The organism is Thauera aromatica K172 (assembly GCF_003030465.1).
Lineage (GTDB): Bacteria > Pseudomonadota > Gammaproteobacteria > Burkholderiales > Rhodocyclaceae > Thauera > Thauera aromatica.
Genome location: NZ_CP028339.1, coordinates 1,850,921 through 1,865,831, shown reverse-complemented (window position 1 = coordinate 1,865,831; position 14,911 = coordinate 1,850,921). Strand labels below are relative to the sequence as shown.

At 63.8% G+C, this 14,911-nt stretch carries 15 protein-coding genes; 3 read left to right on the top strand and 12 right to left on the bottom strand.

All coding sequences use genetic code 11. The features are described from left to right. Nucleotides 1-58: 58 nt before the first annotated feature. The 5 genes from Tharo_RS08830 to Tharo_RS08810 all read right to left on the bottom strand — a co-directional run bounded on the left by Tharo_RS08830 (nt 59) and on the right by Tharo_RS08810 (nt 4,310). Entirely contained in the window at nt 59-442 is a 384-nt protein-coding gene (locus tag Tharo_RS08830) for a c-type cytochrome (protein ID WP_107220877.1), read from the bottom strand. Between the two features lie 116 nt (nt 443-558). Continuing rightward, nucleotides 559-885 carry a cupredoxin domain-containing protein gene (locus Tharo_RS08825; RefSeq protein ID WP_107220876.1) on the bottom strand — a complete coding sequence of 109 codons (327 nt, stop codon included), beginning with the start codon at nt 883-885 and terminating at the stop codon, nt 559-561. Between the two features lie 132 nt (nt 886-1,017). Beyond that, a complete protein-coding gene (locus Tharo_RS08820) occupies nt 1,018-1,893 on the bottom strand; it encodes an ethylbenzene dehydrogenase-related protein (protein WP_107220875.1) in 876 nt (291 codons plus the stop codon). Nucleotides 1,894-1,938: 45 nt separating this feature from the next. Further along, nucleotides 1,939-2,550, bottom strand: coding sequence for a NapC/NirT family cytochrome c (locus tag Tharo_RS08815; RefSeq protein WP_107220874.1), 612 nt, complete (start codon nt 2,548-2,550; stop codon nt 1,939-1,941). A 68-nt stretch (nt 2,551-2,618) separates the two neighbouring features. After that, the gene (locus tag Tharo_RS08810; protein ID WP_107220873.1) at nt 2,619-4,310 is read right to left on the bottom strand and encodes a nitrite reductase; all 1,692 of its coding nucleotides are present in this window, start codon (nt 4,308-4,310) and stop codon (nt 2,619-2,621) included. 235 nt (nt 4,311-4,545) lie between these two features. On the opposite strand from Tharo_RS08810, the gene cobA reads away from it, so the two are divergent. Continuing rightward, a complete protein-coding gene (gene cobA / locus Tharo_RS08805; RefSeq protein WP_107220872.1) occupies nt 4,546-5,442 on the top strand; it encodes a uroporphyrinogen-III C-methyltransferase in 897 nt (298 codons plus the stop codon). Nucleotides 5,443-5,477: 35 nt separating this feature from the next. Here the strand turns inward: cobA and Tharo_RS08800 are convergent, their stop codons facing one another. From Tharo_RS08800 to Tharo_RS08770, 6 genes are all read right to left on the bottom strand, one after another. Continuing rightward, nucleotides 5,478-6,371: a YihY/virulence factor BrkB family protein gene (locus Tharo_RS08800; protein WP_425444953.1), complete on the bottom strand. Its 894-nt coding sequence runs from the start codon at nt 6,369-6,371 to the stop codon at nt 5,478-5,480. A gap of 305 nt (nt 6,372-6,676) precedes the next feature. Continuing rightward, nucleotides 6,677-9,148: a DEAD/DEAH box helicase gene (locus Tharo_RS08790; RefSeq protein ID WP_107220871.1), complete on the bottom strand. Its 2,472-nt coding sequence runs from the start codon at nt 9,146-9,148 to the stop codon at nt 6,677-6,679. 41 nt (nt 9,149-9,189) lie between these two features. Then, nucleotides 9,190-10,755 (bottom strand): glutamine-hydrolyzing GMP synthase, encoded by a 1,566-nt coding sequence (gene guaA, locus Tharo_RS08785; RefSeq protein ID WP_107220870.1) that lies wholly within the window; start codon nt 10,753-10,755, stop codon nt 9,190-9,192. Between the two features lie 75 nt (nt 10,756-10,830). Then, nucleotides 10,831-12,294 carry an IMP dehydrogenase gene (guaB, locus tag Tharo_RS08780; RefSeq protein ID WP_107220869.1) on the bottom strand — a complete coding sequence of 488 codons (1,464 nt, stop codon included), beginning with the start codon at nt 12,292-12,294 and terminating at the stop codon, nt 10,831-10,833. A gap of 91 nt (nt 12,295-12,385) precedes the next feature. After that, complete coding sequence (locus Tharo_RS08775) at nt 12,386-12,712, bottom strand: RnfH family protein (RefSeq protein WP_107220868.1); 327 nt, start codon at nt 12,710-12,712, stop codon at nt 12,386-12,388. Nucleotides 12,713-12,714: 2 nt separating this feature from the next. Then, on the bottom strand, nt 12,715-13,152 hold the full coding sequence (locus Tharo_RS08770) for a type II toxin-antitoxin system RatA family toxin (RefSeq protein ID WP_107220867.1): 438 nt from the start codon (nt 13,150-13,152) through the stop codon (nt 12,715-12,717). Between the two features lie 131 nt (nt 13,153-13,283). On the opposite strand from Tharo_RS08770, the gene smpB reads away from it, so the two are divergent. Then, nucleotides 13,284-13,730, top strand: coding sequence for an SsrA-binding protein SmpB (smpB, locus tag Tharo_RS08765; RefSeq protein ID WP_107220866.1), 447 nt, complete (start codon nt 13,284-13,286; stop codon nt 13,728-13,730). Between the two features lie 3 nt (nt 13,731-13,733). Here the strand turns inward: smpB and Tharo_RS08760 are convergent, their stop codons facing one another. Then, nucleotides 13,734-14,312: a YIP1 family protein gene (locus Tharo_RS08760; protein ID WP_245880863.1), complete on the bottom strand. Its 579-nt coding sequence runs from the start codon at nt 14,310-14,312 to the stop codon at nt 13,734-13,736. Between the two features lie 154 nt (nt 14,313-14,466). Between Tharo_RS08760 and Tharo_RS08755 the strand changes: the two genes are divergently transcribed. Next, a complete protein-coding gene (locus Tharo_RS08755; RefSeq protein WP_107220865.1) occupies nt 14,467-14,874 on the top strand; it encodes a MarR family winged helix-turn-helix transcriptional regulator in 408 nt (135 codons plus the stop codon). Nucleotides 14,875-14,911: the final 37 nt, after the last annotated feature.

Genomic DNA, 14,911 nt, shown 5'->3' with positions numbered 1-14,911 from the left:
AACAGGGGGTTCGTTGCGCGGGTGATCGGACGCTGCCGCAGGGGCAGGCGAACGCACTTCAGTTCAGAGCCTGCGCCGCCGGCAGGCCGGTGTCGGGCGGGAAGCCGTTTCTCAGCTGATCGACGATCCACTGCGCTTCGGTTTCGGTGACGATGCCGCGAAACGGCGGCATCGGCGTACCGGGACGGCCGCCGATGATAGTCGCGACCAGGCCCTCGGCGGGCTTGTCGGAAAGGGTCGCGGCAGTGAGCGCCGGCCCCAGCCCACCGTTCAAGGTGAGACCGTGGCAGGAACCACAGTCCTGGCGCACGATGTGCACGAGTTCCCGATGGCGGGCGGAGTCCGGTTCCGCCAGGCGGGCGTCTGCTGCGGCCGAGTAGGCCGAAACCAGTGCCGCACCGATGAACACAGCGACATGAACGAGGAGAGGAGGCAGTTTCATCTTGCTTTCCGACGGCTTGGGATACGGAATCAGGATGAACTTTTGCCCGGAGCGAAACCTTGACTCGAATCAACCCTACGCGTGCAAGGGTTGTCCATGAGGAGGGGCGAGCAGCATCACTCTTCGACGATCACCACGCCGAACATTTCGGGATGCGGGCCACAGCGGTACTCGTAACGCCCGGGAAGCGTGAACACACGGGACCAGCGCTCACCGGGAAAGAAACGCTCCGACTCTTCGCCCGAGCCGAGGAAAAAGACCGAATGGCTGACGCGCTTTTCCTGGTTGATCCAGGTCACCCGGTCTCCCACCCGAATCTTCGACTCCGCAGGAGAAAACCGGTAGTCGAGCAGCACGACTTCATGTTCGGCCGCAGCCAGCGGGCCTGACAGGAGTGCCATCCATGCACTGACAAGCACGGTGCGCAGATTCATCGAATTCATGATCTCGGCTCCTCGGTCTGGCACTGACGGACAACTCCCGGAAAACTTACTCCGGGAAGGCACGAATGGGAATCCGGTCTGACCCGGACTCCCATGATCGCAAGCACAGTACGACGCTGGCGCCGCTGATGTTTACTGCTTGGCCGCCTTCACATCCCCGTCGGCATCGATGCCGAGCTTGTAGCCGAGGGAAACGTGGTGGAATCGACCCGCTGCACTGTCATCGTGGATGGCGAAGCCGAAATTGTAGGCCTTGCCCGCTTCGAGTGCGACGTCGCCCTCCCCGCCCGCGAGCTTGCGGGTGAACACCACCGACCAGTTGTCGCCGTCTTTCTTGCCTTCGGCACTGACCAGCGCCTTGCCGCCTTCCATCACGCGCTTGTCGGCGACATAGCCGTTGAAGCCTTTGTTTTCGCCGCTGCGCCACTGGTAGAGATCATAGAACTTGCCCTCGGCCAGCGAGCCGCCTTTCACGTACTTGGTCTTGGCTTCGTCGGCTCCCGGCATCGTGCGCGAATCCTGGTGACAGGTCGCCCAGCAACCGCTCTGGTCGGCGAGATCAACCTTGCCGCCGGACTCGAGCATGAACGCGATCTTGACCGGGTTCTTGTCATCCATTTTCGCCGCGCCGGAGGCCGCAGGCTGCTTCCAGCTGAAGCGCAGGTAGAGGTTTTCGCCATCATGCGCAGCCTGGACCTTGACCGGGATGAACGCCGCCTTGCCGGCAATCGGAGTGGGCTCGATCTTCTGCCCACTGGCCATTTTCTTGCCCATCTCGCTGGCTTCTTCGCTGTGGCAGTCGGCGCAGGTCTCACCCTTCTTCAGTGCCCGCGCACCGCCGTGCTCGGTGCCCTTCTGGATCCACTCCAGCGGCGACACCCCCGGATAGAAAAGCGTGATTTCCTTGGCTCCGACCTTGCCCCAGTCCGGTGCGGCGACCGCGCCACCGGCACCGATCGCAAGAAGTGCGCCCACGGCGCCGGCAATCATCGTTTTCTTCATCGTCATTTCCTCACTGTGCTTAGGTTGGGCGGTAGTTCCGGAACGGGGATCTTACTCCTCGTCGGCGTCGGTCATCCCATTCGGCTTGTGATGCGCGATGCCCTTGTGGCAGTCGATGCAGGTCATCTTGTCTTCCAGCGCCATCTCGTGCTGCTTGCGCGCGCGCTGCTTCTGCACCTCGGTGTTCATGCTCTCGAAGCTGTGGCAGTTGCGGCATTCGCGCGAATCGGCGGCCTTCATGCGCTTCCATTCGCTGCGTGCGAGCTGCAGGCGCTTGGCTTCGAATTTTTCCCGCGTATCGATGGTGCCGGTCAGCTTTCCCCAGACTTCGCGCGAGGCCTGGATCTTGCGGATGATCTTGTGCGTCCAGTCTTTCGGGACGTGGCAGTCCGGGCAGGTCGCACGCACCCCGGTGCGGTTGTTGTAGTGGATCGTTTCCTTGTACTCCGTGTACACGTTGTCATACATCTCGTGGCACGAAATACAGAATTTCTCGGTGTTCGTCGCTTCCATCGCGGTGTTGAAACCGCCCCAGAAGAGGATGCCGATGACAAAACCCGCGGCCAGAAGGCCGCCCAGCGACATTTTGGACGGACGACGAAGGCGGGCAAAAAACCCGCGGGGCTGTTCTTGTTTGGAGTCGTTGCCGTTTCGATCTGACATGGAGCTTTTTCCTCGTAGCCCCCGCGCCTGAGCGCGGGGGTTTTACTGGCTACGATCGACGAGGCCGATCAGTAGACGTCGTGCATCGTGTTATAGACGTTGAACTTGCCGGTCGGCGTGACGATCGCCGGGTCGGTGATGACCTTCTTCAGCTTCAGCGTCTTGTCGTCGTAGATCACGATCGCCGACTGGTCGGTCTTGCCGCCCCACAGCGAGATCCAGACTTCGTCGCCGGCTTCGTTGTACTCGGGCTGCACCGCACGACGGATCGCCTTGCTTTCGGGCAGGCCCGAATCCTTGGCGACGTCGAGACGCACCGGCTCCTTCTTCAGGTCGGCCTTGTCGAACACGAACACCGACTCGGCGATCTCACGCTCCGGGTTCATCGGCGCGTCGGCCCAGAAGTTCTTCGACTTCGGATGGGTCTTGACGAAGAGGTTGCCGGCGCCCGGCATCTTCAGCTCCTGCACCACCTTCCAGTTGTGATCCTTGTACTTGGCGAACTTCGGATCATCGGAAGCGGTCGAGATCAGCGAGACGACAGCGTCACCGAGGTGGCCGGTCGACCACACCGGACCGAATTCCGGATGGACGAAGTTGGCGCCACGACCCGGGTGCGGGATCTTCGCAGTGTCCACCAGCGCGGCGAGCTTGCCGGTTTTGGTGTCGACCGCAGCGACCTTGTTCGAGGCGTTCGCCGCGACCATGAAGTAACGACCCGACGCATCCCAGCCGCCGTCATGGAGGAACTTCGCCGATTCGATCGTGGTGGTCTTCAGGTTCTTGATGTCGCTGTAGTCCACCAGCTGGATCATGCCGGTTTCCTTGACGTTGACCACCCACTCCGGCTTGGTCAGCGAGGCGACGATGGAGGCCACGCGCGGCTCGGGGTGATACTCGCCATCGACGGTGTTGCCGCGGGTCGACACGATCTTCATCGGCTCGAGGGTCTCGCCGTCCATGATCGAGTACTGGGGCGGCCAGTAGGTGCCGCCGATCAGATACTTGTCCTCGTAGCCCTTGAACTTCGAGGTATCGACCGAACGCGCATCCGAGCCCAGGCGCACGGTGGCGACCGTCTTCGGCTCTTCGTAGAACATGTCGATGATGGTGGTCAGGCCGTCACGACCGACCGTATACACATAACGGCCCGAAGCCGACAGGCGCGAGATGTGCACCGCGTAGCCGGTGTCGAGGATCTTCCAGATCTTGTGGGTGTCGCCGTCGACCAGGGCGAGCTTGCCCGCGTCGCGCAGGGTGATCGCGAACACGTTCTTGAGATTGACCTTGTTCATCTGCTTGGTCGGACGGTCCTTGACCGGGACGAGCAGCTTCCAGCTGTCCTTCATGTCCTTCAGCGAGAACTCGGGCGGGATCGGCGGCTCATTCTGGATGTAGCGCGCCATCAGGTTGATTTCTTCCTTGGTCAGGATGTCGTCGTAGTTGACCATGCCGCCTTCGGTGCCGTAGGCGATGATCTTCTCGAGACGGTCGGTGCCGAGCTTGAGGGTGCCGCCTTCCATCTTCGTGCCGTCGGGCATCGTCTTGGTCCAGTGCGGCTCGAGGTTCTTGCCGGTGGCCCCCTTGCGCAGCACGCCATGGCAGCCGGCACAGCGCTCGAAGTAGATCAGCTTGCCCTGCTCCATTTCTTCGGCGCTCAGTTTCGGCGCACTCGACGCACCCTGCGCCCACACGCTACCCATCGCCAACGGCAGAAGCGCCATGGCGAACGTCTTACCGATCAAGCTTTTGTTTTGCATTTCCCTCTCCTTAAGCGACGCGGGATGTGAAACAACACAGCACTCAACACTCTGAAGACAGTATGGTTTTTCAGCGTCCATGCGATCCTTGATCTGAGTTAATTTTTAACGCCGCAGCTGGGGATAAAGTTTGGTCGAAAGGGCGTACCTACCTCAGGGTTTTTCCTCGGGGTCTTTCGCAGGCGCGACCGCCCTCCCCTTTGCTCTCCTCTTTGATCTGCCGGAGTCAATCCACATGTACGCAGGCACGCTTTCGACCACGTATGCAGCACCTTCGGCCGGCAGCACGCGCGCGCTGCGCAGCTTCGGCATCCCGCACCGCAGCCGCCCACAGGGCGACGGCACGGTGGACCAGCCCTGCCATGCGCCGCTACCTCGGGCGGGAAAGGTCTACCTCGTCGGAGCAGGGCCGGGCGATCCGGACCTCCTCACGCTCAAGGCTGCCCGGCTGATTTCCAATGCCGAAGCCGTGGTCTACGACCATCTCGTCGGCCCCGCCATCCTGGAGCTCATTCCAGCCCGGGCGCGGCGGATCTATGTCGGAAAGGAAGCCGGCAACCACGCCCTGCCCCAGGACGGCATCAATGCCCTGCTCGTTGAGTTCGCACGGGAGGGGCTGCAGGTCGTGCGCCTCAAGGGCGGTGACCCGTTCATTTTCGGGCGCGGCGGGGAGGAAATGCAGGCGCTCCAGGCCGCCGGCCTGGACTGTGAAATCGTGCCCGGCGTCACCGCCGCCGCCGGCGCCGCCGCCTCAACCGGCATCCCGTTGACGCACCGGGAACATGCGCAGACATTGGTATTCGCCACCGGCCACCTGAAGGACGGCACGGTCAACCTGGACTGGAGCGCACTCGCCCGCCCGCAGCAGACGGTGGTGATCTACATGGGGCTGAGTGCGCTGGAGATCATCAGCCGCGAACTGATCGCTCACGGCCTGCCTGCAGACACTCCCGCCGCCGTGATCCACGCCGCCACCACGCCGGCAGAGCATGGGGTACGCAGCACCCTGGCGCAGTTGCCCGCGGCCGCCCAGGCAGCGGCAATCCAGGCTCCGGCGCTGATCATGGTCGGCGAGGTCGTCGCCCTGGAGTCCGCTTCGCTGCTTACCGCCTGTTGCGCCGCAACAGCCTGAGCACGTCCACCGCGCCCTGGCGCGCCGCCCGCCCCTCAGTCTTCAACGAGCTGGCGGTGGACGCACACCGCGGCCGGGCGCGGGCGCAATCTGCAGCCGCGCACCTGCATGTGCGCCCGCGTGAACGCGGCGCCGAACAACAGGATCAAGGAAGAGTAATTCACCCACAGCAGCAGCAGCACCAGCGAGCCGGCTGCACCGTAAGTGGATGCGGTGGCGGTGGTCGACAGATAGAGCGCGATCAGGGCCCGGCCGATCGCAAACAGCAGTGCCGTGACGAAGGCACCGAGCAGCACGTCGCGCCATCCGAGGACGACATCGGGCAGAACGCGAAAAATCGTCGCGAACAGCAAGGTCACCACCGCCAGCGAGATCCCCCAGTCCAAGCCCAGCACCAGAGGCGCGGGCACCGGCAGCCAGTCCTGCGCGAACGCCACCACGGCCCGGACCAGCACGCTCAAGGTGAGCGAGACCAGCAGCACGAAACCGATCGCCAGCACCACCGCAAGCGACAGCAGGCGGGTTTTCAGGTAGATGAAAAAACTGCTGCGGGTTGGCCGGGGCGCAACTCCCCAGATCGCATTGAGCGAATTCTGCATCTGCGAGAATACCGTGGTGGCACCGAACAGCATCGCCCCGATGCCAGCCAGGCTCGGCAGCAACCCGCTGTGCTCGATGCGGCTATTTTCGACCGCGGTCTGGACCGCGGCGGCAGCACCGGGACCGATCGCGGCCTGCAGCTGCTCGGCGATCCGCCCTTCCGCCGCGCTTTCGCCCAGCACCAGTCCGACCACGGTGACGGCGACGATCATCACCGGCGCCACCGAGAACACGGTAAAAAAGGCAAGCGCCGCAGCATGCATGAAGACCTGCGCATCGAGCCACACGCGCAAGGATGCGCGCAGGACGCCGTACCAGTATTTCACGATCGCGATCCTCCCTGGCTGATGCACACTCCCGCCCAAACTGGCACCTCAGCGCGCGGCGGTCTCGTCAATCGGAACCTCGGCCGGAATACCCAGGCCTTGGTGCAATCTACGGATCATGGTCAGAGTCAGGGATCGCGCGGGCGCGGGAAATTGGCCTGTTTCACTGATGGCCCCATGAGCCGCTTGCTGCCCGACATCCATCGGCCGGCAAAACCCGTAACCTCTCTATGCGTACAATCGCTGTCGGGTCCGGTAGTCAGTTGAAAAAGCTGGGGATACACCGTTCGAAGGCCCTCTACCCCCGCTCACCCCTTGCCCCGCAACGCGTCCGCCAGCACCGAAAACGCATCGGCAAGCCGTGCTGCCGTTTCGGGCGGCGGGAGGGGCACCTTGAGGTTGCGCGCACCGGTTGCCGGATCCCGCTCGATCCACGGATGCGCCGGAGCGGCCGAGTCATTCGCCGCCACCAACGCCGAAACCAATTGTGTACCCAACTGCGCCAAAGCCCGCCAGGGATCAGCGTCCACTTGCGGCGGCGCCTGCTGCGCCGTCCCGTCAGCGCCGACGCCGGTCTCCACTTCATCCTTGATCACCCCCCCGGGCTCTGTCGGAGCAGTCGCGCCCGCCACTTCTTCGGCCGGTGTCATGGCCTCGCCCTCGCCCACATGGCCGGTGACGTTCTCGACCTCCTTCATGAAGCGGTTGAGGCGCGAGCCGCCCAGCGCGATCTCACCTGAGCCGCCGTCGAGGATGCCCGCCGACAGCGATCGTTTGAAGGCCAGCACCGAGAGCATGCCCTCCTCGATCGTGCCCTTGGCGACGAAATTGACGATCTGCACCGGCCGTTTCTGGCCCATCCGGTGAATCCGGGCAATGCGCTGCTCGAGCAGCGCCGGATTCCACGGCAGATCCATGTTCACCAGGATCGAGGCGTGTTGCAGGTTGAGGCCGGTGGCGCCGGCGTCGGTGGACAGGAACACCCGGCACTCGGGATCGTCGCGAAAACGCTCCACCAGTGCCGGCCGCTTCTCCGAGGGCACTCCGCCGTGGAAGCTGACGTAGCCCAGCCCGCGTGCTTCGAGCCGACGGATCACGATGTCGTGGGTGCGCGTCCACTGGCTGAATACCACCGCCTTGGCCTCGGGTTGCTCGAACAGGCCGTCGAACAGCGCCGCAAGTTCGTCCGCCTTGACGCCGTGGTCGCTCTCCTGGTCGAGCAGATAGGTGCTGTTGCACGCCATGCGCATGTTCTGCAAGGCGCAGGTGAGGCGCCGCTGGTCCTTGTCCGAGAGGAACTTTGTCTTGCGCCAGCGCTGGACGATCTTGTTCACGATCTCCGCGTTTTCCTGATGATAGGTCATCTGCGCTTCGGTCATCGGCACCAGCAGGTTCTGGTCGGTGCGCTCCGGCAACTGCATCAGGACTTCGGATTTGCGGCGGCGGATCATGATCGGCGCCAGCGTCTGGCCGATCCTGTCCAGCCCGGTGTAGCCGGTGACGCGCCCGCCCTCGTCCTTCACCTGATGTTCGTGCAGCAGCTTCCAGGTCGGCCCCAGGCGGTGCTGGTCGACGAACTGGACGATGGAGATGAGCTCCTCCAGCTTGTTCTCCAGCGGCGTGCCGGTGAGCACCACGGCATAGGGGCTGTCGATGCGCTTCAGGGCACGGGCGGCGATCGTGTTCCAGTTCTTGACCCGCTGCGCCTCGTCGACGATCACCAGCTCCGGCGCCCAGGCGGCGATCAGATCGAGGTCGGGCTGGAGCTTTTCATAGTTGGTGATCTTGCAGAACTCGTCCAGTGCATAGTCCTTCTGCCGCTGCGCCCGCCCGCCGGTGATGACGCGCGCGCCGTTTTCACCATGGCGCCCGGCAAAGCGCTCGATCTCGCTTTGCCACTGGTACTTGAGCGAGGTCGGACAGATCACCAGCACTTTCGACACGCCGAAATGCCGGGCCAGAATCTCGGCGGCGGCGATCGCCTGGATGGTCTTGCCCAAGCCCATTTCGTCACCGATCAACGCCCTCCCCGCGCGCACGGCGAACAAGGCGCCTTCGGCCTGATACGGATAGAGCGGCACCTTGAGCAGCTTTTTCAGCAGCGGATCGTCGCTGCCCGAGCGAAAGATCTCGTCGAGCGCCTTCTCGCGCCGCTCGGCATCACGCCGGCCGGCAATGAAATCGAGGGCGTCATCATAGGCGCGCAGCTCGTGCCCACTCTTGGCCACGGCAGGGACGAAACGCTCCAGCGCAGCAAACCTTTCCGGCGGCAGCATCCCGTCGCGCGCCATGTCGAACAGCCCCTCGGCCGCCGTCGATACGGCGGGAGGGCAATCCGTGCCGGCGCGAAAATGGATCGCGCGTCCGCCGTCGTTGCGCAGGTACAGCTCCGAGAACGGCGGTCGATAGCCACGCTCAAAGGCCGCTTTAGCGCCGCGCTTCTTCTCCAACCGCCCCAGGACGAACTCGATGTGCTTGCAGGTACCCAGCTCGTTGGTCGCGTAATCCGGACAGGCGCAATAATTGTCGCCCGGTCGTTTGCCGCGAATCACCACGCGATAGCTGCTCTTGGACTGCGGGTTGCTGACGCGGAACTCGGAGAAGAACGGCTCCGCACCGAGGTTCTCCAGCCCGAATCCCTGCTCGCGGCCGAACTGGCGGCGCAGCTGTCGCTGCCATTCAATCGGGGAAATCTCCGTCGGAGCATGGGTTCTGGATAGTTTCGGATCCTTGAGCGCAGCGGTCCGGGTGGCGCGTGGCTTTGTCGATTTGCTGTTCATGAACGCCGACCTCTTTCAGCAACGTGTTTCCGGCCGCCGAATCATTCCCACTCGATCGTCGCCGGCGGCTTGCCCGAGATGTCATACACGACGCGGTTGATGCCGCGGACTTCATTGATGATGCGGCTGCTGACCTTGCCCAGCAGGCTGTGCGGCAGCTCCGCCCAGTGCGCGGTCATGAAGTCCTGGGTTTCCACCGCACGCAGCGCGACGACGTATTCGTAGGTGCGACCGTCGCCCATCACGCCCACGCTCTTCACCGGCAGGAACACGGCGAAGGCCTGGCTGGTCTTGTCGTACCAGTCGGCCGCGCGCAGCTCGTCGATGAAGATCGCATCGGCACGGCGCAGCAGCTCGGCGTATTCCTGCTTCACTTCGCCGAGGATGCGCACGCCCAGGCCGGGGCCGGGGAAAGGATGGCGGTAGACCATGTCGTGCGGCAGGCCGAGCGCCACCCCGAGTTCCCGGACTTCGTCCTTGAACAGGTCGCGCAGCGGTTCGAGCAGCTTCAGGCCGAGGGTCTCGGGCAAGCCGCCGACATTGTGGTGGCTCTTGATGGTATGCGCCTTCTTGCTCTTGGCGCCGCCGGACTCGATCACATCGGGGTAGATGGTCCCTTGCGCCAACCACTTCGCGTTGGGCAGCTTTCCGGCCTCGGCCTGGAACACCTCGACGAACTCGCGGCCGATGATCTTGCGCTTCTGCTCGGGGTCGGTGACGCCCTTCAGATGCCCCATGAACTGTCCGGAGGCATCGACATGGACCACCTTGGCGTGGAGCCGGCCGGCGAACATCTCCATGACCATGCGGCCTTCATTCAGGCGCAGCAGGCCGTGATCGACGAACACGCAGGTGAGCTGATCGCCGATCGCGCGATGGATCAGCGCGGCCGCGACGGAAGAGTCGACGCCGCCCGACAGGCCGAGAATCACCTCCTCGCCGCCGACCTGCTCGCGGATCTTCTCCACCGCCTCGGCGATGTAGTCGGGCATGTTCCAGTCGTAGCCGCAGCCGCAGATGTCGTGCACGAAACGGGCGATGATCTCCTTGCCCTTGATCGTGTGCGTGACTTCCGGGTGGAACTGCACGCCGTAGAAGCGGCGCGCCTCGTCGGCCATCGCCGCGATCGGAGTGGATTCGTTGCTGCCGATGACCTTGAAGCCGGGCGGCAGTTCGGTGACCTTGTCGCCGTGGCTCATCCACACGTCAAGCAGGCCATGGCCTTCGGCATTGGTGCGATCCTCGATGCCCTCGAACAGCTTCGAGTGCCCGCGGGCGCGCATCTCGGCGTAGCCGAACTCGCGCGTGGCCGAGCTTTCAACCTTGCCGCCGAGCTGCGAAGCCATCGTCTGCATGCCGTAGCAGATGCCCAGCACCGGAACGCCGAGCTCGAACACCGCCTGCGGCGCGCGCCAGTCTTCGGCTTCATAGACCGAGTTCGGCCCGCCGGACAGGATCACCCCCTGGGCGCCGAAGCCGCGCACGAACTCGTCCGACACGTCGAACGGATGCAGTTCGCAATACACCTGCTGCTCGCGCACCCGGCGGGCGATGAGCTGGGAGACCTGGGAACCGAAGTCGAGGATGAGGATTTTCTGGTGAGCCATGAGCGCAAAGGTCTCCAGCGTCGAAAAAAGGAAAGGCGGCCTGTGACAGCCGCCCGTCGTTGCGGTCAGCGCCGATCAGCTGATCTGGTAGTTGGGCGCTTCCTTGGTGATCTGCACGTCATGGACGTGGGATTCGCGCATGCCTGCCGAGCTGATTTCGACGAACTGCGCCTTGGCGTGCAGGGTCGGGATGTCGGCACTGCCGAGATAGCCCATGGAGGCGCGCAGCCCGCCGATGAGCTGATGGATCACGGCAGTGACCGGCCCCTTGTAGGGGACCCGGCCCTCGATGCCCTCGGGTACGAGCTTGTCGATGTTGCCGGTGTTCTCGTCCTGGAAGTAACGGTCGGCTGCCCCTTTCTGCATCGCTCCGAGCGAACCCATGCCACGGTAGGACTTGTAGGAACGTCCCTGGAACAGCACGGTCTCGCCCGGCGCTTCCTCGGTACCGGCGAACAGGCCGCCGAGCATGACCACGTCGGCCCCGGCCGCGATCGCCTTGGCGATGTCGCCCGAGAAGCGGATGCCGCCGTCGGCGATCATCGGCACACCGGTGCCGGCCAGCGCGTTGGCGACGTTGTCGATCGCGGTGATCTGCGGCACGCCGACCCCCGCGACGATGCGCGTGGTGCAGATCGAGCCGGGGCCGATGCCGACCTTGACGCCATCGGCCCCGGCATCGACGAGTGCGCGCGCGGCATCCGCAGTGGCGATGTTGCCGCCGACCACCTCGATCTGCGGAAAGCGCTGCTTCACCCAGCTCACGCGGTCGAGCACGCCCTGCGAGTGGCCGTGCGCGGTATCGACCACGATCATGTCGACGCCCGCATCGGCGAGGCGCTCGGCGCGCTCTTCGGTACCTTCGCCAACGCCGATCGCGGCCGCCACCCGCAGCCGGCCTTGTTCGTCCTTGGCGGCGAGCGGGTGCTCGGTGGCCTTCATCATGTCCTTGACCGTGATCAGCCCGCACAGCTCTCCGGCGTCGTTCAGGACCAGCACGCGCTCGAGGCGATGCACGCGCAGCAGTTCCCGCGCTTCATCCAGACTCGCCCCTTCGCGCACGGTGACCAGGCGGTCCTGCGGCGTCATGACCGCGGACACCTGCTGGTCGAGCCGGGTCTCGAAGCGGGTATCGCGGTTGGTCACGATTCCCACCACCTTTCCCCCGGCGACCACCGGCACGCCGGAAAAGCGGTGCTGGCGCTGCAGCGCGATCGCCTCGCCGACCGTCATTGTCGGGGCGATCGTGATCGGATCCTTGAGGATTCCGGACTCGTGGCGCTTGACCTTGTGCACCTCAGCGGACTGCTCGGCCGGAGTCAGGTTCTTATGCACCACCCCGATGCCGCCTTCCTGCGCTAGCGCGATCGCAAGGCGGCTTTCGGTGACGGTGTCCATCGCCGCGGACACCAGCGGAATGTTGAGGCGGATACGGCGCGTGACCTGGCTCTGCAGGCTCACATCGCGCGGAAGAACCGTGGAGTGGGCAGGAACGAGAAGGACGTCATCGAAGGTCAGCGCCTTCTGGATCACTCGCATGGCTTTTTTCCTTTCGACCAAATCCCTATTATACAGAGCCCCCCATCACCATGTAAGCGGCCCGATCCGGAGGACGGCTCGCGGCGATCCTTCAGCTCTCGCTCTCGGCGGAGCCGCCGCCTTTCTTCATCACTTTGCCTTCGTCCGCCCGCTTCTTGCGCACCGCCTTGGGGTCGGCGATCAGCGGCCGGTAGATCTCGACCCGGTCGCGATCGCGCACTTCCGCATCCGCCCTGACCAGACGGGAGAAAATACCCAGCTTGTTCCGCCGCTCCAGTTCGATCTCGGGATATTTTTCGAGCAGGCCGGAAGCCGTGATCGCATCGCGTACGGTCGCGCCTTCGGGCACACGGACCTGCACCAGCTCCTGGCGCTGCGGCAGCGCATACACCACTTCGACGTGGACCATCGCGCCCATCTTCATCCCCTTCCGTAGACCTGCCCGGCACGCTTCACGAAAGAATCGACGAAGGTGTTGGCGATGTGGTTGAACACCGGCCCCAGCACCTTTTCCAGCAGCTTGCTGGAAAACTGGTAGTGCAGGCTGAACTCGATCTTGCAGGCCGTATCGCTGAGCGCAGTGAATAGCCAGTGCCCATCCAGGTGGGTGAACGGCCCGTCGGTGAGGCGCAGCTTCATTTCGGCCGGGTAGCGCTTGGTGTTTTCCGTGCTGAAATGCGCCTTGATGCCGTGATAGTTGATGTGGATGGTGGCCGCGGTCAGCGTATCGGTTCGCACGTGGACCTCGGCGCCGCCGCACCAAGGCAGAAACGAGGGATAGTCCTCGCAGCGATCAACGAGCCCGAACATCTGCGCGGGAGTGAATTCGATCAGTACCAGCTTCTTGACGTCGGCCATGGAACAATCGCGGAGCGGTGCGCGCATCGGGCAGAACGAGAGCGCATCCGAGCTGTTAAAATGCGCGATTCTACCGCATGCAGGCATACCCGTCCGCGAGGCGTGCGCTGGGTCCGAAGGATTTCCACATCATGAGCATCATCGACAACCGCAAGGCCCACCACGACTACTTCATCGAGGAAAGGCACGAAGCCGGGATCGTCCTCGAGGGCTGGGAAGTCAAGGCCATCCGTGCCGGCCGTGCGAACATCAAGGAATCCTACGTCGTCATCCGCAGCGAGGAAATATTCCTGTTCGGCATGCACATCGCACCACTCACGACGGCATCGAGCCACGTCGGCCACGATCCGACGCGAACCCGCAAGCTGTTGCTGCACAAAAAAGAAATTGCCCGCCTGATCGGCAAGGTCGAGCGGGCGGGCTACACCCTGGTCCCGCTCGACCTGCACTACGTCAAGGGCCGCATCAAGCTGGAGATCGGCCTTGCCAAGGGCAAGAAACTGCACGACAAGCGCGAAGACGAGAAGAAAAAGGACTGGGAGCGCGAAAAGCAGCGCCTGATGCGGGTCAAGGCCTGAGCCTTACAGCAGCCACAGCGGCAGTACGCCGACGACGACGAGCAGCAGCCACGCCAGCACACCGAGGCTGGTCACCTGCACCGCCATATCGGTGGCATCGAGATCCTCGCGCACCCGCAGCAGCCGCCGCACCCCGTGATGAATCAGCACGCCCGACGCCGCCAGCGCCAGCAGCGCGAACATCACCACCAGCCAGGGCTGGTCCAGAAACAGCGCCAGCGACGACAGCCACAGCGGCACCGGCGAGATCGACGCCACCATGTAGGCATCATGCAGGTTGCCGCTCGCTCCCTTGGCGATCGAAGCCTGGCGGATCGAGCCCGCCATCAGGGGGACGCTGAGATGCTCGGCGATAAAGAAAAACATCGCCGCCAGCAGCCAGGTTTCATGGCTGGCATCGGGAAACACGTGCGCGCCGACAGCGGTGGATGCGTACACGATCATCAGCGGCGGCAGCAGGGACAGCGGCAGCACCAGGCGCAGGAACATCGTGCCCATCTCCGGCCGGAGACGCTCGACCTCATCCCAGCCGGCATGAGTCGAAACCAGCATCTGTGGAAATTGCATCAGGTTCATGGTCATCCCCTCCTTGCGCCAATCGGCTCTTGAGGTGCCGGCGGCAAACGGGCAAGACACCGCCCAAGATAGATACATCACGCTTTGATGTTAGACTCCGCTCCCGTAAATGCAAGGACGGCTTCGCAAGCCGCCCCCCTGCGATTAAAATTCCGACACCATGGAAACCCAACTCGAAAAAGCGGAATTCGAGACACTCGCCGACTTCCGCTACCAATTGCGCAAGTTCCTGCGTTTTTCCGAACTACTGACCCGCCGCCACGGCATTACCAACCTGCAGTATCTTCTGCTGCTGCAGATCAAGGGCTTTCCCGGCCGCGACTGGGCCCAGGTCGGAGAATTGGCCGAGCGCCTCCAGGCCCACCAGCACGGCGTGGTGTCGCTGATTTCCCGCTGTGAAAAACTCGGCCTGGTAGAACGCCGGCCGGGGCGTGAAGACCGCCGTGCGGTCGAAGTCCACCTCACCGCCGCCGGAGAAGCCCTGGTGGCCCGCATTGCCGATCGTCACCGCCAGGAGCTGAAGGAGCTCGAAGGCGTGTTCCACGGAGTGGTCACTCATCTGCACTGAAGACCTGCACTGAACGCATCTGCGCCGGGGCGGCGCA

What these genes read in the sequence shown, in the direction of transcription:
- Tharo_RS08830 (WP_107220877.1), bottom strand. Translation starts at nt 442, where the DNA reads ATGAAACTGCCTCCTCTCCTCGTTCATGTCGCTGTGTTCATCGGTGCG.
- Tharo_RS08825 (WP_107220876.1), bottom strand. Translation starts at nt 885, where the DNA reads ATGAATTCGATGAATCTGCGCACCGTGCTTGTCAGTGCATGGATGGCA.
- Tharo_RS08820 (WP_107220875.1), bottom strand. Translation starts at nt 1,893, where the DNA reads ATGACGATGAAGAAAACGATGATTGCCGGCGCCGTGGGCGCACTTCTT.
- Tharo_RS08815 (WP_107220874.1), bottom strand. Translation starts at nt 2,550, where the DNA reads ATGTCAGATCGAAACGGCAACGACTCCAAACAAGAACAGCCCCGCGGG.
- Tharo_RS08810 (WP_107220873.1), bottom strand. Translation starts at nt 4,310, where the DNA reads ATGCAAAACAAAAGCTTGATCGGTAAGACGTTCGCCATGGCGCTTCTG.
- cobA (WP_107220872.1), top strand. Translation starts at nt 4,546, where the DNA reads ATGTACGCAGGCACGCTTTCGACCACGTATGCAGCACCTTCGGCCGGC.
- Tharo_RS08790 (WP_107220871.1), bottom strand. Translation starts at nt 9,148, where the DNA reads ATGAACAGCAAATCGACAAAGCCACGCGCCACCCGGACCGCTGCGCTC.
- guaA (WP_107220870.1), bottom strand. Translation starts at nt 10,755, where the DNA reads ATGGCTCACCAGAAAATCCTCATCCTCGACTTCGGTTCCCAGGTCTCC.
- guaB (WP_107220869.1), bottom strand. Translation starts at nt 12,294, where the DNA reads ATGCGAGTGATCCAGAAGGCGCTGACCTTCGATGACGTCCTTCTCGTT.
- Tharo_RS08775 (WP_107220868.1), bottom strand. Translation starts at nt 12,712, where the DNA reads ATGGGCGCGATGGTCCACGTCGAAGTGGTGTATGCGCTGCCGCAGCGC.
- Tharo_RS08770 (WP_107220867.1), bottom strand. Translation starts at nt 13,152, where the DNA reads ATGGCCGACGTCAAGAAGCTGGTACTGATCGAATTCACTCCCGCGCAG.
- smpB (WP_107220866.1), top strand. Translation starts at nt 13,284, where the DNA reads ATGAGCATCATCGACAACCGCAAGGCCCACCACGACTACTTCATCGAG.
- Tharo_RS08760 (WP_245880863.1), bottom strand. Translation starts at nt 14,312, where the DNA reads ATGACCATGAACCTGATGCAATTTCCACAGATGCTGGTTTCGACTCAT.
- Tharo_RS08755 (WP_107220865.1), top strand. Translation starts at nt 14,467, where the DNA reads ATGGAAACCCAACTCGAAAAAGCGGAATTCGAGACACTCGCCGACTTC.